This window comes from Flavobacterium zhairuonense (genome assembly GCF_004352915.1).
Classification (GTDB): domain Bacteria; phylum Bacteroidota; class Bacteroidia; order Flavobacteriales; family Flavobacteriaceae; genus Flavobacterium; species Flavobacterium zhairuonense.
This window is the reverse complement of record NZ_SJSY01000070.1, coordinates 1-24,956: the sequence shown is the minus strand read 5'-3', so window position 1 is coordinate 24,956 and position 24,956 is coordinate 1. Positions and strand designations below refer to the sequence as shown.

Annotated in this window: 11 protein-coding genes; all 11 read left to right on the top strand. The window is 35.7% G+C overall.

What is annotated here, in order from left to right:
* Window positions 1-60 precede the first annotated feature (60 nt).
* Complete coding sequence (locus tag EYY60_RS07875; RefSeq protein ID WP_132988836.1) at window positions 61-4,101, top strand: hybrid sensor histidine kinase/response regulator transcription factor; 4,041 nt, start codon at window positions 61-63, stop codon at window positions 4,099-4,101.
* Between the two features lie 831 nt (window positions 4,102-4,932).
* On the top strand, window positions 4,933-6,330 hold the full coding sequence (locus EYY60_RS07870; RefSeq protein WP_132988835.1) for a hypothetical protein: 1,398 nt from the start codon (window positions 4,933-4,935) through the stop codon (window positions 6,328-6,330).
* A 43-nt stretch (window positions 6,331-6,373) separates the two neighbouring features.
* The gene (locus tag EYY60_RS07865; protein ID WP_132988834.1) at window positions 6,374-9,385 is read left to right on the top strand and encodes a SusC/RagA family TonB-linked outer membrane protein; all 3,012 of its coding nucleotides are present in this window, start codon (window positions 6,374-6,376) and stop codon (window positions 9,383-9,385) included.
* Between the two features lie 11 nt (window positions 9,386-9,396).
* Window positions 9,397-10,998 (top strand): RagB/SusD family nutrient uptake outer membrane protein, encoded by a 1,602-nt coding sequence (locus EYY60_RS07860; RefSeq protein WP_132988833.1) that lies wholly within the window; start codon window positions 9,397-9,399, stop codon window positions 10,996-10,998.
* 1 nt (window position 10,999) lies between these two features.
* The gene (locus EYY60_RS07855) at window positions 11,000-12,637 is read left to right on the top strand and encodes a glycoside hydrolase (protein ID WP_132988832.1); all 1,638 of its coding nucleotides are present in this window, start codon (window positions 11,000-11,002) and stop codon (window positions 12,635-12,637) included.
* A 120-nt stretch (window positions 12,638-12,757) separates the two neighbouring features.
* Window positions 12,758-14,341: a glycoside hydrolase gene (locus EYY60_RS07850; protein WP_132988831.1), complete on the top strand. Its 1,584-nt coding sequence runs from the start codon at window positions 12,758-12,760 to the stop codon at window positions 14,339-14,341.
* A gap of 152 nt (window positions 14,342-14,493) precedes the next feature.
* Window positions 14,494-16,914, top strand: a complete 2,421-nt coding sequence (locus tag EYY60_RS07845; protein WP_132988830.1) for a sugar-binding domain-containing protein — start codon at window positions 14,494-14,496, stop codon at window positions 16,912-16,914.
* A gap of 332 nt (window positions 16,915-17,246) precedes the next feature.
* Window positions 17,247-18,617 carry a glycoside hydrolase family 27 protein gene (locus EYY60_RS07840; RefSeq protein ID WP_132988829.1) on the top strand — a complete coding sequence of 457 codons (1,371 nt, stop codon included), beginning with the start codon at window positions 17,247-17,249 and terminating at the stop codon, window positions 18,615-18,617.
* Window positions 18,617-21,169, top strand: coding sequence for an alpha-L-arabinofuranosidase C-terminal domain-containing protein (locus tag EYY60_RS07835; protein WP_132988828.1), 2,553 nt, complete (start codon window positions 18,617-18,619; stop codon window positions 21,167-21,169). The genes EYY60_RS07840 and EYY60_RS07835 overlap by 1 nt, the downstream gene beginning before the upstream one ends.
* Before the next feature lie 15 nt (window positions 21,170-21,184).
* Window positions 21,185-23,119 carry a family 43 glycosylhydrolase gene (locus EYY60_RS07830; RefSeq protein WP_132988827.1) on the top strand — a complete coding sequence of 645 codons (1,935 nt, stop codon included), beginning with the start codon at window positions 21,185-21,187 and terminating at the stop codon, window positions 23,117-23,119.
* Window positions 23,120-23,567: 448 nt separating this feature from the next.
* Window positions 23,568-24,956, top strand: a 1,389-nt coding sequence (locus tag EYY60_RS07825) for a hypothetical protein (RefSeq protein WP_132988826.1), incomplete at its 3' end; no start/stop codon positions are given.

Here is a 24,956-nt window from a genome sequence, read left to right as displayed (position 1 = left end):
TTGCCATAAATAGGCTTATAATTGTGGTTTCTACACAAATTCCAAAAAAAGCATACTATTTTGAAGCATTTTGTTCTGCATTTTATATTGTTATTTGGTTTCACTTCGCTGAGTTTTGCGCAGGATAATCCCGTGAAATTTCTTGATATTTCTGACGGTTTGTCGAACAATTCGGTGACGACTATTTTTCAGGATAATGACGGTTATCTTTGGTTTGGAACCTACGACGGACTCAACCGTTATGACGGTTACAACTTCAAAGTTTTCCGCAATCGAATCAACGATAAAAAGTCGTTATCTTTTAACACCGTTTACAATATCGAAGGCGATTCCAGAAAAAACATTTGGGTAGGAGGCGCAAACGGAATTAGCATTTACAACAAATCAACTGCAGCTTTTCTTCCAGCAGAATATTTTTCTTCCAATAAAAAGAAAATCCTGAACGATATTATTCATCAGATGCGTTCGGTTTCTGACAATTTGTTTTTGATAGCTTCGCAGAGTTTAGGATTAATCAGTTTTGAAAATGGTTCCTTTGTTGGAAAACAAATTCCGCTTACGGTTTTAGGCAATAAAATCAGCATCAATAATTATGATGCGATTGCAATTCAAGAAGACAAAAAGAATAATCATTCGTGGGTTTATGTTCGTAATGTTGGAATTTGTAGTTATAGTTATTCGGCTAAAATTTTAAAAGCAGTTTTTTCACTTTCAAAAGAAGTAAAAGCAATGAAATTGGCTTCTGATGGAAATCTTTGGCTTGGAACTGATGAAGGACTTTTTCTGTTCAATACCAAAACTGGAATCATCTCTGACAATTATTTTTCAAATAAATGCAGCGTCACCGATCTTTTGGTTGACAAGAAAAAAGAACTCTGGATCACGACTGATGGTTGTGGCATTTACAAAGTCATCGGAACAAATAAAAAAACCATTTCGTTTAATACGGTCAATGAAAATCAGTTGGCAAAAAGCAACTCAGTTTGGAGTTTATACGAAGACAAAGACGGCAATAAATGGTTTGGTTCATTGCGTGGCGGCATCAGCATGTTGAGCAACACGCCGAAATATTTTAAGAGCATTCGTTACAATTCGAAAAATCCGACAGAAAACTTTATTTTATCTTTCTGCGAAGATGAAAAAAAGAATCTTTGGATAGGAACAGACGGAGCCGGATTAAAATATTGGAACCGAAAAAATAATACCTACAGCAATTACGCAAATAAATTATCAAGTCCATTTATTACCGGAATTATTCGGGATAATAATAATGAAATCTGGCTTTCTACTTGGGCTGGAGGCGTCAATAAAATTAATCCGAAGAATAATTCGGTTACGCAATATTCGTGTTATAATCCATTTACAAAGCAAGTTGAAAAGAATATTTGGTTTGTTTACAAAGATTCAAAAGCAAATATTTGGGCAAGTGCTACAAATGAAGGAGCGTTGTATTTTTTTGACAGAGCAAAAAACAGTTTTGTGCTTTTTGACAAATCGGTTACAAACTTGCAATGTCTGACGGAAACTAGCGACGGAAAACTTTGGGGTGGAAATTATACGACTTTGTTTTCAATCGAAAAAAAATCAAAGAAAATAAGAAAGCTTTTCATCGGAAATACAATTCGATGTATTCACGAAGACAAAGACAAAAATCTTTGGCTGGGAACTCAGGAAGGCGGACTTTTATTATTTGACCGAAAAACAAATACTTTTAAAAGGCTTACAACAGATGATGGTTTGCCATCAAATACCATTTTGAGATTGCTTGAAGACAAAGAAGGCAATCTTTGGATGAGTACCTACAACGGAGTTTGCCGATTTGACAAAAAGCGACAAACCTTCCGCAATTTTTCTGTAAATGATGGTTTACAGAGCAATCAGTTTAGTTTTAACGCCGGAATCGAATTGTCTGATGGAGAGTTTCTTTTTGGAGGAATCAACGGTTTCAATATCTTTTTTCCAGAAGCGATCAAAGGATTTAATCAGAAGAATAATTTATTGCTGAGTGATTTTTCGGTTAATAATCAAAGTATTGAAGAAAGCAAAGCAGAGGTTTCTGAAGCAGATTCTGCAAATCTAAAAAAAGTCACGCTTGATTATGATCAAACGGCTTTATCGTTAGAATTTGTGGCAATTGACTATAACAATGCTGACAAAATAAATTACGCTTATTTTTTAGAAGGCTGGGACGAACAATGGAATTATGTGGGTCAAGCCCGAAAAGCAAATTATTCGAGATTGCCCGAGGGAACGTATACTTTTAAAGTAAAAACAACCAATTTTAAAGGAGGCTGGAATAAGGAAGTTGCATTGATTTCTATAGAAGTTTTACCGCCTTGGTACAGAAGCTGGTGGGCATATACGTTGTATTTATTTGCAATTGCCGGCTTATTATTTGCTTATTTGGAATACAATAAAAATAAGGAAAAACTAAAATACAAAGTCAAAATCGCCGAATTAGAAAGCAAAAAAGAAAAGGAAATTGCCGAGAAACAATCGTCAATGTTTACGTATATATCGCATGAATTTAGAACACCGCTTTCGCTGATTATAAATCCGCTGAAAAAAGCGGTTCAAAAAGAACGCGTTGAAAATGGATCTTCAGGAAGTGATTTGGCTATTGCACATCGTAATGCGAGACGCTTATTGAGTTTGGTTGATCAGCTTTTGCTTTTTAGAAAAGCAGAAAATGATGCGGATTCATTACGATTGTCTCCTATAAATGTAAATAAACTTTGCAATGAAGTCTATCAATGTTTTGTAAATCAAGCAAAAGATAAAAACATCAATTACAGTTTTGATATTCCAGACAATGAAATTGAGATTATTGGCGATTATGAAAAAATCGAAATTTCATTATTCAATTTAATGTCGAATGCTTTTAAATATACTCCAATTGGTGGTGAAATTAGTTTGAAATTAACCGAAACAATTTCAGATGTTGAAATGGAAATTTCAGATAGCGGAGAAGGAATCGATAAAGCGGATATTGACATTATATTTGAGAAATTTAGACAAATTAATTCTAAAGTTTCTATAAGTACTGGTTTTGGAATCGGACTTTTTATTGTGAAATATTTTGTTGACAAACACAAAGGAAAAGTGAGTTGCAGCAGTGAAATTGGAAAAGGGAGTATTTTTAAACTGACATTCTTAAAAGGAAGCAGTCATTTTGAGAATGCGATTATTACAAATGATGTGCAGCAAAGAAGCCAGCTTTTTGACGAACTGAATATTGATGATATTGAAGAAAATAATTCGGCTACAAATCAGGTTTCAGAAACTGATTTTCAAACCGTAATGCTGACTGAAAAAAGAACTGTTTTAATTATTGATGATAATGATGATATCCGAAATTATCTGATTAAAATGTTCTCTGAAAATTATATGGTGTACAGTGCTGAAAATGGCGAAGAAGGCTTGAAACTGACTAAAAAGCATATGCCAGATCTGGTTATCAGTGATATTGCAATGGAGCAGATGGACGGTTTGGAATTGTGCCGAAAAATTAAGGAAAGCAATGATTTGTCCCACATTCCAGTTATTTTATTGACAGCTTCAAAAAATCCTGAAACGCATTTGCAAGGAATCAACGATGGTGCCGATGATTATATCATGAAACCTTTTGATGATGATATTCTGGTTGCACGCGTAGAATCTTTACTAAAAAACAGAAGCAATCTTAGAACGTATTTCTTAGACAGCATTACTTTAAAAGAGAATACCCAGAAAGTTCCAGCTGAATATCAATTTATTTTGAAAAAGTGTATTGATATTGTCGAAGCGAATATTCATAAAAAAGACTTTACGATTAAAACCTTCGCTCAGGAAATGGGAATGAGCCACAGGACGCTTTATACTAAAATCAAGATTATTTCGGGACAAACATTAAATGCTTTTATTCGGTCTCTCCGGATTCGCAGAGCGGCGATGTTGATGCTTACTGAAGACATGAATATTGCACAGGCAAGTGCCGAAGTCGGTTTTGAAGATCCTAAATATTTTAGACAGCAGTTTGTGAAACTTTTTGGAATGACGCCTTCAGAGTATATTAAAAAATACAAGAGCTCTTTTAACTCCGATTTGAATATTATCGGTTAATCTACTGGCGTAATCTTAAACACATAGAAACATAGATTTTATATGGATAAAAAAGAATGCAAAAAGAAACGATGTTTCTAACACATAGTCCCGAAGTCTCGGGATGCATTTAAATAAGTGAAACGCCTTTTTTATAAAGTTACTATAACTATGTTTCTATGTGTTAAAATTAATTACGCTCAACGATTTCAGTTAAAAATCATTTTCAGACTTTACATTTTCTTAAAGACTCAATTGCATTTTGTGGCTGGGGGTATGTTTTTTTGAAAAATTTCAAACGTTTTAGTCTTAAAACAAAGAATATTTTAATGATTGCAGATTATGTAAAAATATTCGGTTATTTTTTAATACTCTGTAAATTTTAATGCGAAATAATAATTAATTACAATTTTGACCTCCTTTTTTTTCCATTTTACCCCTCCTTAGAAGTGTGATTTAAATATTTCTTTGCACCGATAGTAATAGATTAAGTTGTATTACTGTGTAAAATTATAAGTGTTATTTTTTTGATAAGTTTTTAATCAGTTTAAAGAATTGAGCCTTCTTTAAAATACGATTGTAAGAGTTGGTTTTACGTATTACTTATCTGGCCCGTGGCGAAAATCACGGGCCAAAAAATAAAAACTTAGCTGTTTAGAAAAAGAAAAAAAAGGAAATATTAATCAAACTTTACTAACATGACAAAAACCAAACCACCGATTTTTCATTGTCATTTTCTTTCTCCAAAAAGAAAAGGACAATCTGGATCTTCAAAAATGAGTCTGACTCATTTACCTAAACAATCACTTTACGCTTAAAAGAACAAACTAACCTAACCTTAAAATTAAAGAAATGAAAAAGAATAAATTTTTATTTTTTCTTGCCGTTTTTGCCATCTTGTTTGCAGGATGTCAAAGCAATGATTCAGATTTTGCTCCCTCTGATGATCCTACAGTAGTAGTTGCTACAAAGGAAATTTATGGTGCGCCAAACAGAAAATTCGAAATCAAAGCGGCTCTTGCTGATGATTTGGGATTAAAAAGTGTCGAAATTCAAATTCCAGAATTATCACTTGATAAAGTAATTACATTCGCGACAGATCCTTTGCTTAAATCATACGATCTAAGTTACTTTTTTGAAGTTCCAGCAAATAGAGGAACTTCTGAAGCTTTCAAAATTAAATTGATCATTACAGACGTTTCTGGAAATGCGGTTAATGAAGAAATTAATTTGCGTTTAGATGGAGAATTTGCTGCACCGTCAATCAATATGATTACACCAAAAGAAGGTGCTGTTATCTTGTTGTCAACAAGCAACCAAATGCCATTGAACTTTACAGTAAATGACGATTCAGGTATTGATTATGTACAAGTTCAGTGCGCTGCATTAGGAATCAACGAAATGATTCAGTTGACAGGATCGCCACAATCTTATACTTTCAACAAAACGTATACATTACCTGTAACTGCAGCGGATTATGTTTTAACGATTACGGCTAAAGACAAATTTGCAATTCCAAATACGGGATCTCTAAATGTAAATATCGTAGCTACAAATGAATATCCTGCAATTTATTTATGTGATCAGCCAAAAGGAACAAACTTGACTACTGATGCTGTTGGGGTTCCAATGTATTTCCACGAGAAAAACGGACAAGATTTCGAATTCAAATACTATGCAGACAAAGACAATAAGGAAGTTTATTTCTTAGGTCAAGAATCAGATTTTGCACCGCATTGTTTTGGTTTGAATACTGCTGGAGAATTAGTTGATGATGTTGCTTCAACACCAATTATTTTGCCAACAAAAGGATATTATAAAATTAAAGTGAATCCGAATACTTTAAAATATACAGCTGAAAAATATACGCCAACAAGCAAAGTTTGGGCTGATATCGCTAACGGATTATGGCATGACGATGCTGCTCTTAGAAAACCTTTTGTAAGTGTTTGTGGTGGAGGAATTAAAGATGCAAACTGGGATACTTGGAATGCATGGGTTATGACGGGACTTCACTTGAGCAATAATTCGGCAAATCCTTATCAATTAGTTGGTGAATACACTTTAACGGGAACTATGGAAGCCACTTTTACAGGCCAATGGTGGGATCCTTCTTGGAGATTAATCAAAAACGGAATTTGTACAATGTCGCCAGGAGAGAACGGAAATGCTAAATATCCAGCAGCCGCGGGAGTTTACAAAGTAGTTCTTGATACCGAGTTAGAAAGAGTATTTATAACTAAAAAATAGTTGCAGCCTTGTTTGTAACATTTAATTAATAAAACAGCTTAATATGAAATTAAAATATATAGGATTTTTTATTGCCCTGATGTGTACTGCGGTATCATTTGGACAAATAAAAATAACAGGTACTGTTAAGGATAAAGCCGCAGTGCCAATTCCAGGAGTTAATATTGTTGTAAAAGGAGCTTCAACTAATACTTCAACAGATTTTGATGGAAAGTTCGTGATCGAGGTTCCGAATAAAAATGCACAAATCGAATTGTCTTTTGTTGGTTTTGCTAATAAAATAGTTCCAGTTGGCGATAAAACGAATTTTGATATTGTTTTAGAAGAATCAAGTCAGGCTTTAGATGAAATTGTGGTGGTTGGTTATGCTGCTGTAAAAAAGAGCGACGTAACGAGTTCGATTTCTTCTGTTAAAGGGAAAGAATTACAAACAATGACAGTTGGCAACGTAGCTGAATCTTTGCAAGGAAAAGTTTCTGGAGTTCAGGTTACTGGAGCTGGCGGGCCGGGTGCACAACCTAGAGTTTTGATTCGCGGTATTTCTACGGTAAACTTAAGTACAGATCCGCTTTATGTGGTTGACGGAATTCCGATGGGAACAAGCATCAACTTTTTGAGCAACAACGAAATCGAATCGATGGAAGTTTTAAAAGATGCTTCTGCGAGTGCAATTTATGGTTCTAGAGCGTCAAACGGGGTTATCTTGATTACGACTAAAAAAGGAAAAGCAGGAAAAACCAGATTCAATTTTGACTTAAGTTCTGGTATGCAAATGATGAATAATCCATACAATATGGCTGATGCCGAAGGTTATGCAACGATGATGAATACGGCATACAACAATTCTGGTTATGCGGATTATTTGCCAAATCCTTCTCAATATAGAGGAAAAACAACGGATTGGTGGGATGCCGGAATCAGAAAGGCTTCTCCTGTAACAAATGCTTCGCTTGGAGTAACTGGAGGTTCAGATAAACATACTTTCGCAGTTAGCTTAAACTATTACAACTCAGAATCAATGTATGAAGTTGGTGGATGGGAAAGAATCACAATGAGAATTGCAAATGATTTTAAATTCTCTGATAAATTTTCTGCCGGAATTACTTTAAATCCTCGTTACGAAACCTATGGTTCACTAGGAAACTGGGCCGATTTTGATAAAATTGATCCAATTACGCCAATTTACAAACCAGCAGATCAATTAAACGGTACAGAAAACGAATACAGTATTTATGCACGTTCTCCTTCGTATATCTGGAATCCTGTTGCGGCTGTAAAACGTTATGATGATTTTACAGATCAGTACAATTTAAATACAAATGGTTATTTGCAATACACACCAATCAAAGGTTTGGTAATTCGTTCACAAGCTTCGATTGAAGTGGGTGATATCGTAAGAAATAAATTCAGCCCAGACTTCGTAATCGATGCTGCACACGAAAAAGCAGAAATCAACAGCGTTGAAAAGTGGAACACTACGGATGTGAACTGGACTTGGCAAAACACAATTACTTATAATAGAACATTTGCTGAAAAACACAATGCGTCTTTGATGATTGGTAATACAATGGAAGAGTATAACCAAAGCAAACTTTGGGGATATGGAGAAGGAATTCCGAACAACTCTGACTCAATGAGAGAATTAGATGCAGCGACTAAAAACCGTAACAGCAGTGGAACTCGAACTTCAAATTCTTTGATATCTTATATTTCTCGTTTCTCGTATAATTATGATGGAAAATATTATTTCACAGGTACTTTCAGACGTGATGGTTCTTCAAAATTTATGGAAAACAACAAATGGGCAAATTTCCCGTCTGCATCGGTTTCTTGGAGAATATTGAACGAAGATTTTATGGAATCTACAAAAGATGTTTTGAGTGATTTAAGATTCAGAGCAGGTTGGGGTAAAGTTGGAAATCAAAACTTGAAAGATGCTGTTTATCAGTCAAATATCGGAACAGGTTTTTATCCTATTGGAGATAATATTGCTGATACTTCTTATCCTTCTACAATGGCAAATAAAGACATTAAATGGGAAACGGTTGAAGATATCTCTTTCGGACTTGATTTCGGATTATGGAAAAACAAGCTTTCTGGATCTTTGGAATATTACCAAAAGAAAACAAACGATATGCTTTTCTTAAAACAATTTCCAACGTACAGTGGTTTCCCTGGATATTCTACAATGTGGACAAACGTTGGTTCTATGAAATCAAATGGGGTTGATTTATTAGTTTCATTTAAAGATAAAAAAGGAGATTTCTCATACGGTGCCGATTTGACTTTTACAACTGTAAATGTAAAAATGGTGAATTTATCTGCTGATGGTGAAAAATTATACGGCGCAAGCAACAGAACGTTAACTGTTGAAGGCAATGAGCCAGGCTATTTTTATGGATATGTTGCTGATGGCTTGTTCCAAAACCAAACAGAACTAAATTCTCATACAGATGAACACGGAACAAAACTACAGCCTTATGCACAAGTAGGAGATGTTCGCTTTAAAGATATCAATGGTGATGGAAAAATAGACGACAAAGACAGAACTAAAATTGGTACGCCTTGGGCTGATTATAATGTGGGTCTTAACTTGACTTTTGCTTACAAACAATTTGATTTGGTAGCAAATTTCTACTCGAGCATTGGAAATGATTTGGTTAACCAAAATATTTCAGATTTATACAACGGTGCAAGTTTGACAAATAAAGTAAGCAATTTATCAGAAATAGCTTGGCACGGAGAAGGAACTTCAAACTCTATTCCTCGTTTGGCTAAAGATGATAACAATGAAAACTTTACGAAATTCTCTTCTCTTTATGTTGAAGATGCTTCGTATGTACGTATGAAAAACTTACAAGTTGGTTTCTCATTCTATAACAAATTTGGTTTAGATAAATTAAGAATTTCATTATCTGGACAAAATTTATGGACATGGACAAAGTTTACAGGTGTTGATCCTGAAGTTGGTGGAGATGTTTTAGGATCTGGTTTTGCAGGATGGAATTACCCTGTACAACCAACAATCTTGATGGGACTTAATGTAGCATTTTAATAAAAACGATCATGAAAAAAATAATAGTATCAATAATCACTTTTTCTCTATTGGCAGTTTCTTGCAGCGATTTTATTGAAAAAGAGCAAAGAGGAACACAAACTTTAGAAAACTACTTTCAAACCGCACAAGAATGCGAAAATTATACCAACGAATTAACTCGCAGATTGTTAATTCCGAATGACTGGTGGACATTAATTGCGCCAAGAGTTACCAACGAAATGTCAACTGATGATGCCTGGATGGGTAACACAGGACAGGACAGCGGTGCGCACAGACCATGTTCGCAATACATCATTACGCCTGATAATATGGGTGACATGAATAGTATTTACACAGCTCATTATTATACGATTCAATCGGCAAATATTGGTTTGGAGAAAATGGCTTTATCGCCACTTACTGAAGCTCAAAAAAATCAGTATATGGGGGAATCTCTTTTCGTGAGAGCCTATTGTTATTACGAATTGGTGAATCTTTTTGGAGATGTTCCTTTGTACACAACTTCTTTAGGAACTGGCGATTTGAAATTACAACGTAGTCCAAAAGCGGATGTTTACGCTCAAATTGAAAAAGATTTAAAAGATTCAGCAGCAAAACTAGAAACGATTCCGGTAAACAGGGAAGGCAGAATCAACAAATGGGCTGCTTATGCATTGTTGGCTCGTGTAACATTGTTTCAAGAAAAATGGGCTGATGCTAAAACATATTCAAACAAAGTTATCACAGAAGGTCCTTATGCACTTGAAGCTGATTTCTTGAATATCTGGAATGTAAACAACCATAACGGAGTGGAGTCAATTTTGGAAGCACAGTCTTCATCAGTTCAAGATAAAAGTTTAGGTTCTATGCTTCCTACTTTAGCAGGAGCACGAGGCGAAGACAAAAAGAATTTCCCAAGCAACGATGCTGCGGATGTTCTTGACGGTTGGGGATGGTGTATGCCAACAAGTGATTTAGAAAATGCGTATTTATCTGAAAATGATGTCATCCGTCGTAGAAGTACAATTACAAAATGGGGCGAAGCAGCTTACGGTGATGAGGTTTTAAACCCAACACACAAATTCAGTTTAAATGACAATAAATCGGGACGTATTTGCCGTAAATATTATATTCCAATTGCAACGCGCCGTTCATTAGATAAAAAAGATGGTCACTTGCCATTAAATATTCCGTTGATTCGTTTGGCAGAAATGTATTTGACAAGAGCGGAAGCAAGTTACCATACTGGCGGAGACGCTTTAGCAGATATCAACATCATCAGAGCGCGTGTAAAATTAGATCCAAAAACAGGACTTTCTGGACCTACTTTATTAAGACAAATCTACAAAGAGCGTCGTTTAGAATTGGCTTTTGAAGGATTACGTTTATATGATATTCGTCGTGAAAAAGATCCAACAACAGGAAGACCAGTTATTGAATCGTTAATGGGACCAAATGGAACTTTTGTGAAATACAACTTGAGTTCTACAGATCCTTATGAAACGACAAACTTGAGAGAACCTCAGGATAAGGGAATCAATTTTAATCCTGCGAAAAACTTGTTATGGCCAATTCCGCAGTTAGAAATTGACTTGAGTGGCGGTGTTATTACTCAAAATCCTGGTTACTAAAATGAGGTTTTATAATCAAAATAAAGTAAGTCTGCTTTGTGCAGGCTTGCTTTTCGCTAGTTCACTTTTGGTGAGCTGCGACTCTGAAAAATCGGAGAATTCAGGTTCAGAAAGTTCAGTTGCAGAGTTGAACGTAAATCTGGATATGAATCTTCAGACTATGGAAAGCTTTGGAGCTTCGGATGCTTGGCAAACTAATTTTATTGGAAAAAATTGGCCTTCTGACAAAAGAAATAAAATAGCCGATTTATTATTCAGCAAAGAAGTTGATGCAGACGGAAATCCAAAAGGAATCGGACTTTCATTATGGCGTTTTAACCTTGGCGCTGGAAGTACAGAACAAGGCGATGCAAGTGATATTACAGATGAATGGAGACGTACAGAATGTTTTACAACAGACGGCGTAAGCTATAATATGAACAAACAGGCTGGTCAGGTTTGGTTTATGAAAGCAGCAAAAGAACGTGGTGTTGAAAAGTTGTTGGCTTTCGCCAATAGCGCACCAGTTTACTTGACGCAAAACGGAAAAGCTCATGCAAGCATCAAAGAATTTTATAATTTAAAAGATGGAAAAATGCCAGAATTGGCTGATTTCTGGGTGAATTCTTTAGACAAACTAAAAACAGAACACGGTTTAACAATCGATTATGTGAGTCCGTTTAACGAACCGCAATACGAGTGGGACGGTTCTGGACAGGAAGGTTCGCCCGCTACAAATGCAAATATTTACAGTTTTGTAAATGTTTTGTCTCCAAAATTACAATCAAAAGGGCTTGGCGCTCAAATTGTTGTAGGAGAAGCGGGATCTTATGAATCGCTTTACAAAACAGTTTCTGGAAAAGAAAGCAGATCAAATCAGATTGATTATTTCTTTGGAGCCAATTCAACTAAAAAGATTTCTGGATTGAGCAATGTTAAGAAAACCATTTCTGGACATAGTTACTGGCAAGCTTGGCCTTTGAGTGAAATGGTTTCGTCAAGACAACAAGCTGCTTCAAGAATTCAGGCAACTGGCGGAGTAAGTTTATGGTCCTCTGAATATTGTGTTTTAGAAAGTCCAGGAACAGCTGAATTACCAGGTGGAGCAGGAGCAGGAAGAGATTTAGGAATGCCTCTTGCACTTTGGACTGCACGTATTATCAGCACTGATATTGCGCTTGGAGGTGTAACTTCTTGGCAATGGTGGACAGCAATTAGCCGTGGTGATTACAAAGACGGTTTGATTCATGTTGATGACAATGCAAGCAACGGAGCCGGAAATGCTGATTATTGCAAATACGATGGTTATATCAGAGATTCAAAAACATTATGGGCTTTAGGGAACTTTTCGTTTTTCGTAAAACCGGGAATGGTGAGAGTTCAAATTCCAAGTGTGGATAATGCAACTGCTTTAAACGATGTAATGGTAACGGCTTATAAAGATGCTGCGACTAAAAAACTGGTAATTGTTGCAGTAAACATCAGCAAATCGGCGAAAGCCTATAAATTGAATTTGGCAGGAGGAGCTTTAACTGATAATAAATTAACACCTTATACAACTTCAGAAACTTTAAGTTTAAAGAAAGGAACTGCTGTTGATGCAGGGAGTTTAGAAATTCCTGCAAGGTCAGTGGTGACGTACGTTGGGAATTATAAGTAGGAATAAAAAAATTAACCGCAAGGATCGCAAAGAAAATACGCAAAGTTCGCAAAGCTTATGCAAAACTTAGCGCACCTTGCGCAAAACTTAGCGTCTTTGCGGTTAAATAAAATAAAATAAATGAAAAAAGTATATATCTCACTTTTTCTGGTAATGAGTTCGTTGTCATTTGCACAGCGAACTGCCATTATCAGTACAGATAAAGTCGTTCAGACGATGGACGGTTTTGGAGGTTCTGATGCGTGGCGAACCCAGTTTGTGGGAAAAAATTGGCCAGAACAAAAAAAGAATGCCATTGCCGATTTGCTTTTCAGTCAAGAAATTGATGCGGAGGGAAATCCAAAAGGAATTGGACTTTCGATTTGGAGATTCAATCTTGGCGCTGGAAGTACTGAGCAAGGCGAAAACAGCAAAGTTTCTGACGAATGGAGAAGAAGTGAATGTTTTTTAAATCCTGACGGAACTTATGATTTCTCTAAACAAGAAGGACAAAGATGGTTTCTACAGGCAGCAAAAAAACGTGGTGTCGAAAAATTCCTGATTTTTACAAACAGTCCGCCTGTTTTCATGACAAACAACGGACTTTCGTTTGCTTCTCAAAAGAATAAACTGAATCTAAAAGATGGCGCAATTCCAAAATTTGCCGATTTCTTAGTTCAAAGTATTCAAGGATTAGAGAAAAAAGAAGGAATAAAATTCGATTATGTTAGTCCAATAAACGAACCACAATGGGAATGGATGCCAAAACACGGCGATACAAACAGTCAGGAAGGAACTCCGGCAACCAATCAGGAAATTTATGATTTGACCAAATCACTTTCAGAAAAACTGAAAGCTAACAAAATGAAAACTGAAATTGTTATTGCTGAAGCGGCGCAGATTGATTATTTGTATGAAAATGTAAATAAAGAAAATCGCGATAATCAGATTGATTTCTTCTTTGGAAAAACAAAAACGAATGTTTCGAAATTCTCCAATGTAAAAAATGTGATTCTTGGTCACAGTTATTTTACCACTTGGCCAGTTGAAAGACAAGTTTTAAGTAGAAAACTAATTGCTGCAGAAATAAAAAGAAATCCAGGTTTGAAATATTGGCAGTCTGAATATTGTATTCTAGAGAATCCGGGAGAAAATGAAATTCCGGGTGGTTCTGGTGGCGGAAGAGATTTAGGAATGCAAACTGCGTTATTTGTGGCACGTTTGATTCATAATGATATTGCTGTTGCCAATGCAGCTTCATGGCAATGGTGGACATCGATTACACGTGTTGATTATAAAGACGGTTTGATTTATTTGGATGACGGAAAAAGCAACGGAGGAACAGAACCAAATTATGTTAGAAACGATGGAGAATTCCACGATTCAAAACTGCTTTGGGCTCTTGGGAATTATTCGCTTTTTGTGCGCCCAGGTATGCAACGAGTTGATGTTCCAAATCAAAACGAATTAGACGCAGCGCATGATGTAATGTTGACGGCTTACAAAGATATTCAAAACAAAAAACTGATTGTTGTTGCTGTAAACTGCGGAAAATCGGCTCAAAAATACAAGTTTGATTTATCGAAAGGAACTGTAAAAAATAACGAGCTTACGCCTTACATCACTTCTGAAACTTCAAATTTAAAAAGAAGCGATATTCAGAAAATCGATAATATAGAAATCCCCGCAAGATCAGTAGTGACGTTTGTGGGAGAATTTGAGTAAGTTTTCAGTCGCAGTCACAGTCACAGTCACAGTCACAGTCACAGTCACAGTCACAGTGTACAGTTTACTACACTGAAAACTGCGACTGAAAACTGCGACTGAGAACTAAAAAAGAACTTGAAACAAAAAAATTAACTAAAAATAAAACTATAGTGTTATCTAAAAAGACCTTACTACCCGTTTTACTCTTTTCGTGTTTGTCTGCGAGCAGTCAAGTATCGTTTGGAGATTCAAAGAAAATAAATGACAATTGGAAGTTCAATCTTCAGGAAACTCCAGATGCAAAAAACACAACATTTGACGACAGCAAATGGCAAAATGTAAATGTGCCTCACGACTGGAGCGTAAAAGGACAATTGAGTCCAACATTGGCAAGTTGTCAAGGATACTTGCCGGGTGGCATTGCTTGGTACAGAAAATCAATCAATATTCCGCAGAGCAAATCGGGTGAAAAAGTGTATTTGTATTTTGAAGGAGTTTACAATAGAAGCGAAGTTTTCATCAACGGACATTCTTTAGGAAAACGCCCAAACGGATATATTTCGTTTGCTTATGATGCAACACAATTTGTGAATTTTGGTGGAGAAAATACGATTTCTGTTCGCGTTGATCACAGCCAAAGTGCCGATTCAAGATGGTACACAGGTTCTGGTATTTACAGAAACGTTTGGGTAGTATATGCAAATCCGGTACATATTGCACAATGGGGCGTTTATGCGTATCCAGAAGTGAAAAAAGGGACAGGAACTTTGAATGTTGAGGTTGATGTTGAAAATGGTTCTGCTGCAAAATCATCTTTGACAGTTGTAAATGAATTGTTTTCAAAAGATGGAAAATCAGTAGCAAAAGCATCTTCTAAAATTGATGTTGCGGCAAAACAAAGTGGAAAGATTTCGGCTAAAATAAATGTCAAAAATCCACAATTATGGGATTTAGAAAATCCGAATTTATATGAACTTAAAACAACCGTTTTAAAAGACGGAAAAGAAATTGATAAAACAGTAACGAAAACTGGTTTTAGAGATTTTACTTTTGATCCAAATAATGGTTTTGCGCTTAACGGAAAATGGATGAAAATGAAAGGAGTTTGTCTTCATCATGATGCTGGAGTTTTAGGTTCAGCGGTTCCTAAAGAAGTTTGGAAAACGAGATTAAAAACATTAAAAGAAATTGGTGTAAATGCTATTCGTACAAGCCACAATCCGCAAGCTCCCGATTTCTATGAACTTTGCGACGAATTAGGTTTATTGGTTTTAAACGAAGCCTATGACGAATGGGAATTCCCAAAACGTAAATGGTTAGAAGGCTGGAATTACGGAACTCCAGGTTTTGAAGGTTCATTTGATATTTTCGCTGATTATGCCGAAAAAGATTTAGAAGATTTTGTACGTCGAGACAGAAATCACCTTTCAGTTTTTGCATGGAGTATAGGAAATGAAGTTGATTACCCAAACGATCCTTATTCACATCCAGTTTTAGATAAAGGAAAAGACGGTTTCGGCCAAGCGGCTTACGGCGGTTATAAACCAGATGCGCCAGATGCAATGCGTCTTGGAGTAATTGCAAAACGTTTGGTCGCTGCAGTTAAAAAATACGACAAATCGCGTCCTACAACAGCAGGTTTAGCGGGTGTGGCAATGTCTAACGAAACAGAATATCCGGGAGCTTTAGATATTACAGGTTACAATTATACCGAAAGCAAATATCTGACTGATCATAAAAAATACCCAAACCGTGTTATCTACGGAAGTGAGAATGTTCACGACATGGATCCTTGGTTAGCAGTTAAAAACAACAAACACATTTTTGGCCAATTTTTATGGACAGGAATTGATTATTTAGGAGAATCTGGAAGATGGCCTTCTCGCGGATTTTACTCTGGTTTAGTTGATTTTGCAGGTGTTATCAAACCTCGCGGGTATTTCCGTCAGTCATTATGGTCAGATAAACCAATGGCATATGTTGGAACTTATTCGTTGACAAATGATAAAGATATTTCTAAAGATGCATGGGCAATCTGGAACTACGAAGCAGGACAAAAAATTCGTGTGGTTTGTTATACAAATGCGACAAAAGCACGTTTGGAATTAAACGGAAAAGTGGTTGGAGAAACGAAATTATACGACGAAAAAACCGGAATTATTTATTGGGATATTCCATTTGCTTCTGGAAAATTAGAAGCAATTGGTTTGGATGCAAATGATAAAGAAGTGAGTCGTTATGCAATCAACTCAACACAACAACCTGCTGAATTGACAATTGCTGAAAAAGATATTACAATCAGCAAAGATAAAGGTGTTGCTAAAATCATGGTTCAGGTAAAAGATCAAAACGGACTTCCGGTAATGCTTTCAGACAATGAAGTGACTTGCAAAATCAGCGGACCTGGAACTTTATTAGGACTTGAAGCGGGAAATAATAGTGACATGACCGATTATACAGATAATATCCAAAGAGTTTTTCACGGACATATTGCTGCTTATATTCAGGCGAATGGGGAGGCACAACCTATTAAAGTTACTTTTAGTAGTCAATGGTTAAAGCCTGTAGAAGTGACGATTAACGTGAAATAAAAGTTTTGAGAATAGCTCCAGAGGGGCGACCTATTTATAGAAAATAAACAAATTTTAAGTCACAAGAACCCCATCGGGGTGAAATTTAATTTACGATCTGAGCTATAGATATCGCTTCGCTGGAGCTTAATTTCTCTAATTAATTTGTTACTATAAATATTTTGCTCCTCTGGAGCTTTTAACTGAGCGCAAAAATTATTAGTTAGTTATTTTATTTTTCAATTAACCTGTCTGTGTTTTTGGTTTACAGGCAGGTTAATTGCATTTTACGAATAAAGTTTATTATATTTGAAGTGTAAATTTTACATTTATTAACATCTAACCACATTATAATGAAAATTAAGAATAAAATTACTCTTGTTTTAGGAGTTGTTTTGGTATCAATTTGTTCTAATGCACAAAACAAAACATTTGGAAAAGAAGAATTTAAGCAATGGGCGAAAACACCACCAATGGGTTGGAACAGTTGGGATTGTTACGGACCAACTGTAGAAGAACACGAAGTAAAAGCCAATGCCGATTATATGGCAAAAGAGCTAAAAAAATATGGTTGGGAATATGTAATTGTGGATATCAGATGGTTTGTTGAAAATGACAAAGCGGGTGGTTACAACCAGACAGATCCACGTTATGTGATGGATAAATTTGGAAGATATTTGCCAGCTGTCAACAGATTTCCTTCTGCAAAAGACGGGCAAGGTTTTAAGCCTTTAGCCGATTATATTCATAAAAAAGGATTGAAATTCGGGATTCACATTATGCGCGGAGTTCCTAAAAAAGCGGTTGAAGAAAAACTGCCAATTAAAGGCGCAAACGGAATTACGGCTGACCAAATTTATTCAACTGCATTACAATGCGAATGGCTGAGAGATAATTATACTGTTGTAGCAGACAAACCGGGAGCACAAGAATATTATAATTCTATTTTCGAATTGTACGCACAATGGGGCGTAGATTTTATTAAAATTGATGATTTGTCAAGACCTTATCACGAAGGAGAAATCAACTTGATCAGAAATGCCATAGACAAATGCGGACGCAAAATTGTTTTAAGTACCTCTCCGGGTGAAACGCCAATTTCGGCAGCACCGCACGTAAGCACACATGCCAATATGTGGAGAATGGTTGACGACGTTTGGGATACTTGGCCACACATCACACATTTAATGGATGTGGCTCAAAAATGGTATCCGTACATTGCGCCGGGAACTTGGCCAGACTGCGACATGATTCCGCTTGGACGTATTTCTGTGCGCGGAGAACGTGGTGAAGACCGAATGACACGCTTGACAAAAGACGAACAATATACTTTAATTACGTTTTTTAATATTTTCAGATCGCCTTTGTTTTTTGGGGGAGATTTGCCAAGCAATGACGCATTCACTTTATCATTATTGACGAATAAAGAAGTTGTAAAAATGCACAATGAAAGCACAGCCGTAAAACAACTTTTTCAAAAAGATGGAAAAATTGCTGTGACTTCAAAAAATGCAAAAGACGGCAGTGTTTATCTGGCTTTATTTAATGTTTCAGATAGAAGTTCAGAGAAAGTTTCAGTAAATCTTTCTGATCTTGGGCTTTCTGGTTCAGTTGAAGTTTTGAATATGTGGACAAGCGAAAAATCTAAATTGTCTTCAAAAGAAATTTCGGCAGATTTAAAAGCACACGCTTCTGTTTTGTATCAATTAAAAGGTAAAAAATAATGAGAACATTTTTGCTGCGCTGTCTTTTTAGTCTGATTCTGCTTTTTACGATTATTTTTATAACGTCTGGATTTGCTGTGAAGCCAATGGAAAAGCCTGATAAAGTCTATTTATTTGCTTATTCAACTTTAAAAAATAATGGAAAAAACGGACTCCATTTTGCATGGAGCACGGATCAGAAAAATTGGTTTTCAATAGGTCCGGAATTCAGTTTTCTGAAATCAGATTTTGGAAGCTGGGGACCAACAGGAAAAAGCATGTCAGAACCTTTTGTAGTTCGCGATAATGTGGGAATTTTTCATTGTTTTTGGAGTGTAAAAGACAATGTTTTTGCACATTCTGAAAGCAAGGATTTAGTAAATTGGGGAAGACAAAATTACATTCAAGGAATGAAGAATTTTGTTGGAAAAAATCAGGATAAATCGGTGATTCAAAATGTTCAGGTAAGTCAAAAAGAAGGTCAGTATTTAGTACACTTCAGCGAAAGCGGAAAAAATTATTCGACAGCAACAAAAGACTTTAAAAATTACAGCACAACAGTAATTGACGCTGATGCTTCTTCTCTTAAACTGAAAAAAGAAATTACAATTCAAGGTGTTGTTTTACAAGGAACTTTGCATCAGGTAGATTGGAGTTTGGTCGATGCTATGATTAAAAACATGGAATCGGTTAAGTTTAGAGATAAAAAAGACAATACTTCACCAAAAAGTGACAGTTTATTATTTGCTGGTTTAAAACCTGTAAAGGCAACAATTAAGATCGATGGCCAGCAGTCAAAAAAAATAAGCAACATGCTTACGGGTGTTTTCTTTGAGGATATTAATTATGCTGCTGACGGTGGTTTATACGGCGAATTGATTCAAAATCGCGATTTTGAATATGCGCTTCATGATAAAAAAGAAAGAGATGAAAAATGGAACGCAACAATGGCTTGGAGCGGTGATTTTAAAATTTCAAAAGAAAATCCAATTCATCCAAACAATCCAAATTATGCCGTAATTTCAAAAGGAACTATCAGCAATTCTGGTTTTGATGGAATCGCTTTGAAAGCCAATGAAAAATACGATTTTAGTGTTTTTGCAAAAGGTTCAAAAGCGGTTGTGCGTTTGAAATCGGCAAGTGGAGAAACTTTGGCGGAAGCCGTATTTAGTCCATCAACTTCTTGGAAAAAATTAAATGCAGTTTTAAAATCGTCAAAAACAGTAAACGATGCGCATTTAGAAATTAGTACCAATGGCGAAACTGCTGTTGATATGGTTTCGCTTTTCCCTCAAAAAACATTCAAAAATCGCAGAAACGGACTTCGTTTAGATCTTGCTGATGCAATTGCAGACATGCATCCAAAATTTGTTCGTTTCCCTGGTGGATGCGTGGCACACGGTGACGGATTGCATAATATTTATAAGTGGAAAAATACAATTGGTCCGCTTGAAAGCAGAATCCCGATGCGAAATATTTGGGGATATCACCAATCAATGGGATTAGGCTATTTTGAATATTTTCAGTTTTGCGAAGATTTAGGTGCCGAAGCCGTTCCGGTTTTAGCAGCTGGAGTTCCGTGCCAAAATTCATCTGATGGCGGTTCAGGACAGCAATTCGGAATTCCGATGGAAGATATGGACGAATATGTTCAAGATGTTTTGGATTTGATCGAATATGCCAATGGAAGCGTGAATACCGTTTGGGGTAAAAAGCGTGCCGAAGCGGGTCATCCAAAACCTTTCAATTTAAAATATATCGGAATTGGAAATGAAGACTTGATCAGCGATGTTTTTGAAGAACGTTACCGAATGATCGTAAAAGCCGTTCAACAAAAATATCCTGAAATTATTGTAATTGGAACTGTTGGGCCCTTTTTTGAAGGAACAGATTATAATGAAGGCTGGAAAATTGCCAATGATTTGAAATTACCAATCGTTGACGAACATTATTATCAAACGCCGGGTTGGTTTATTAATAATCAGGATTTTTATGACAGTTATGATCGTTCAAAATCAAAAGTATATTTGGGCGAATATGCTTCTCGAGGCAATAAATTTTACAATGCGTTGGCCGAAGCTTTGTATTTAACTGGAGTGGAACGCAACGGCGATGTTGTAACAATGGCTTCGTATGCGCCTTTATTAGCCAGAGAAAAACACACGCAATGGAATCCAGATTTGATTTATTTTACAGGAAGTGAAATAAAACCTACCGTAAATTATTTTGTGCAAAAATTGTACGGTCAAAATCCGGGTGATATTTATATTGAAAGAAGTATCGAAACTTCAGAAAATGATGAAGTAAATAAGCGCATTGGAGTTTCTGTTGTAAAAGATCAAGCTTCTGGTGATTTGATTATAAAGTTGGTCAATGTGCTTCCGGTTGCAGTTACGCCGTCGATTGAATTATCGAATTTAACTCTAACAGAAAACGTTGATTATACTATATTATCAGGTACTCCAGAAAATACAACTGCAAGACCAGTTACTCAGAAAATTGGAGTTAAAGAAGCATTTTCAAAAGAATTACCTCCATATTCATTTGTTGTAATACGCGCCAAAACAAAATAAACCGAAAAAAAAGAAATGAAAAAATTACAATTAACGCTTGTTGCGCTACTATCATTTTTTAGTGTTGTACAAGCTCAGAATAATAAAAAAGGAACACCGCCTGTTATTGCCGAAAAGGATTTAACAGCCTATTTATTTGTTTATTTCACAGGAAATAAAGTCGAAGAAGAAGCGGTTCGTTATGCTGTAAGTGCCGATGGTTATCATTATTATCACTTAAATGACAACAAACCGGTTTTAGACAGCAAAGTAATTAGTTCTACTGGAGGCGTTCGTGATCCACATATTTTGCGTGGCGACGATGGCAAAACTTTTTATATGGTTTTGACTGATATGACGTCATCAAAAGGATGGGACAGCAACCGCGCTATGGTTTTGCTTAAAAGTACTGATTTGGTAAATTGGACAAGCAATGTGGTTAATATTCAGACCACTTTTCCTGGCAATGAAAACTTAAAACGTGTTTGGGCACCGCAAACAATTTATGATGCAAAAGCGAGGAAATATTTAATTTATTTTAGTTTGCAATATGCAGGCGGACCAGATAAAATTTATTACGCTTACGCCAATAAAGATTTTACAGCTTTAGAAAGCGCTCCAAAATTATTATTTGTTCCAAAGTCGGAACGAGCTTGTATTGATGGCGATATTATCGAAAAAGATGGTATTTATCATTTGTTTTATAAAACCGAAGGCGGAAAAGCGGGAATTAAAGTTGCTACAACAACCGATTTGACTTCCGGAAATTGGACAGAAAATGATAATTATCTGCAGCAAACAAATGACGGAGTTGAAGGTTCGAGTGTTTTCAAATTAAACAATTCGGATGATTATATCTTGATGTATGACGTTTATATGAAAGGAAAATATCAGTTTACGAGAAGTAAAGATTTAGAAAACTTCAGTGTGATTGATAATGAAATTTCAATGGACTTCAATCCGCGTCACGGAACTATTTTGCCTATTACGCGTTCTGAATTGAAACGATTAACAGCAAAATGGGGAACGCCGGCACAGTTTCCAAAAATCAATAACAATCCGGTTTTAGAAGGTTATTATGCCGATCCTGAAATTCTGTATTCAAACAAAACCAAGAAATATTATATCTACCCAACAAGCGACGGTTTTGACGGTTGGTCAGGATATTATTTCAAAACTTTTTCATCTGATAATTTAACCGATTGGAAAGACGAAGGAATTATCATCGACCTTAAAAAAGATGTGACTTGGGCAAACAGAAATGCGTGGGCGCCATGTATTGTGGAGAAAAAGATAAAAGGAAAATACAAATATTTCTATTATTTCACGGCAGCTCAAAAAATTGGTGTGGCGTCATCAGATAATCCGACAGGACCATTTACCGATAGCGGAAAAGCTTTGGTAAGCACAAGACCTGAAGGCATAAAAGGCGGACAAGAAATTGATCCAGATGTTTTTACAGATCCAAAAACTGGAAAAAGTTATTTGTACTGGGGCAACGGATATATGGCTGTAGTCGAGTTGAATGACGACATGATTTCGATTAAAGAAGGAAGTACAAAAGTCATTAAAGTAGACAATACTTTCCGCGAAGGAACATATGTTATTTACAGAAAAGGAACGTATTATTTCTTATGGAGTGAAGACGATACCAGAAGCCCGAATTATAAAGTAAGATACGGAACTTCAAAATCGCCTCTTGGACCAATTGAAATTCCAAAAAACAATATCGTAATTCAAGGAATTCCAGATCAAGGAATTTATGCAACAGGACATAATTCGGTTTTGCAAATTCCAAATAAAGACGAATGGTACATTACGTATCACAGATTCTCTTATCCAACCGGAATAAAAATGGGTGATGCAGGAGGTTTTCACCGCGAAGTTTGCATGGATAAATTAGAGTTTAATGCTGATGGAAGTATTAAGCAAGTTGTTCCGACACATGAAGGAATTTCTGCTTTGAAATAGACTTTAGATGATTTTTTTTTATAAGAAAGATAAAGACAGATTTAAGAAACAAAAAGCAATTTATTTAAATTATTGATATTTAAGGCAGATGTAAAAGTCTGCCTTTTTTATATCCGGAAAGTTTTTAAATTTAGTTATTAGCACTTTATTATATGTTGATTAAGGAGGATGAAAAAAAACAAGTATTTGATTGTCAGTGTTTTTCGTATTTATTAAATTTACATCGCTATAAAAAGTAAGTTTTATAATCCTCAAATCTTACATAGTACTTTCCTTTTTAGTTTACTTATTTTTTAAGTAATAATGCATTTTTTGAAATGCTGTTTCACCTACATTATAATGAATGAATTTTTGCAGATCTTTTAAACGACAAAATCTGTGAAGACGGTTTTGTTTTCTCTTTTATTTCTGTTATAACTTAAATTATTAATCCTAATAATTCAATCTTATGAAGAATAAATTACTTTCCATGTTTTTATTATTAATGAGTTACGTTGCTTACTCTCAAGTTGGAATTGGGACACCAATGCCTAATTTATCCTCGCAATTAGAAGTTGTTGCAACAAATCGAGGCGTATTAATTCCTAGAATAAATTTAACTGGCTCAACTGATACATCGACAATTGTAAGCGGAAATGTCAATAGTTTATTGGTATTTAATACAGCGACAGTTTCTGATATAAAACCCGGATATTACTATTGGTTTGATAATAAATGGAATAGAATTGGTATATCAGGAGAAGCCGTAGCTAGCCCTGGAACTGTTATTTATAATTCAGTTACACAGTCTTTTTCGTATATTGATAATGCAGGAAATTCGCAAATAATTGATTTTAGTTCCATAGTCAAAGCTAATGAAACTTTAACTACTGTTGTTAATAATTCAGATGGTTCTTATACTTATACCAATGAATCTGGAATCGCTGTGAAAATTGATGTTATAGGAGATGTGACAACAAATTTCGCTACTATTGTAAATAATCCTGCTGTAACAAATATTCTTCAGCAAATTGTAGATAAAACAAAAGGGATAGTTACGTATGATTCTACAACAAATGAATTTAAGTATGTTGATGCTTCGGGAAACACACAAGTAGTTAATATAAATTCAATTGTAAAAGCAAATGAAACAGTTACAACCTTGTCACAAAATTTAACAACCGGGGAAATTAGATATACTAATGAAACAGGCGCAACAAACATTTCGAAAATAATAAGTGGAGATAGTAATAATATCATAACCGTTGGAACTGATGGCGGAGCTTTGCTAATTCCAGCTTCAATTCAAAATGTAACATCAGTTTCAAATACATCAACAGTAAACAGTTTAAATACCACGGTCAATGGAGTAACGGGAGGAGATGTAAACATAATCAATACAAATGAAACTTCATTAACGGGAACAAGTTTGACGACAACTGTTAATGGCGTTGCAAGTACATCTTTGGATTTGGCTCCTGCAATTTCTGCGGGAACAACAAATGCTTTGAGCTTGTCCGGAAATACTTTAACGTCGAATGTAAATGGGGTTTCCTCAACTTCAGATGCTGTTAGCGGTGTTTCGAATGCATCAACTGCAAATACATCAACAATAACAGTAAACGGAATCACAAGTACAGGCGCGCCGATTGTCAATACAAATGAAACTTCATTATCAGGGACAAGTTTGACGACAACTGTAAACGGAGTTTCAAGCACGGCTTTGGATCTAAGTCCGATTTTAGCTTCTGGAACAACAAACGCTTTGAGCTTGTCCGGAAATACTTTAACTTCAAATGTAAATGGAGTTTCCTCAACTTCAGATGCTGTTAGCGGTGTTTCGAATGCATCAACCGAT

Excerpts from the sequence above, each read along its gene's own strand:
- EYY60_RS07870 (WP_132988835.1), top strand. The coding sequence starts at position 4,933 with ATGAAAAAGAATAAATTTTTATTTTTTCTTGCCGTTTTTGCCATCTTG.
- EYY60_RS07865 (WP_132988834.1), top strand. The coding sequence starts at position 6,374 with ATGAAATTAAAATATATAGGATTTTTTATTGCCCTGATGTGTACTGCG.
- EYY60_RS07860 (WP_132988833.1), top strand. The coding sequence starts at position 9,397 with ATGAAAAAAATAATAGTATCAATAATCACTTTTTCTCTATTGGCAGTT.
- EYY60_RS07855 (WP_132988832.1), top strand. The coding sequence starts at position 11,000 with ATGAGGTTTTATAATCAAAATAAAGTAAGTCTGCTTTGTGCAGGCTTG.
- EYY60_RS07850 (WP_132988831.1), top strand. The coding sequence starts at position 12,758 with ATGAAAAAAGTATATATCTCACTTTTTCTGGTAATGAGTTCGTTGTCA.
- EYY60_RS07840 (WP_132988829.1), top strand. The coding sequence starts at position 17,247 with ATGAAAATTAAGAATAAAATTACTCTTGTTTTAGGAGTTGTTTTGGTA.
- EYY60_RS07835 (WP_132988828.1), top strand. The coding sequence starts at position 18,617 with ATGAGAACATTTTTGCTGCGCTGTCTTTTTAGTCTGATTCTGCTTTTT.
- EYY60_RS07830 (WP_132988827.1), top strand. The coding sequence starts at position 21,185 with ATGAAAAAATTACAATTAACGCTTGTTGCGCTACTATCATTTTTTAGT.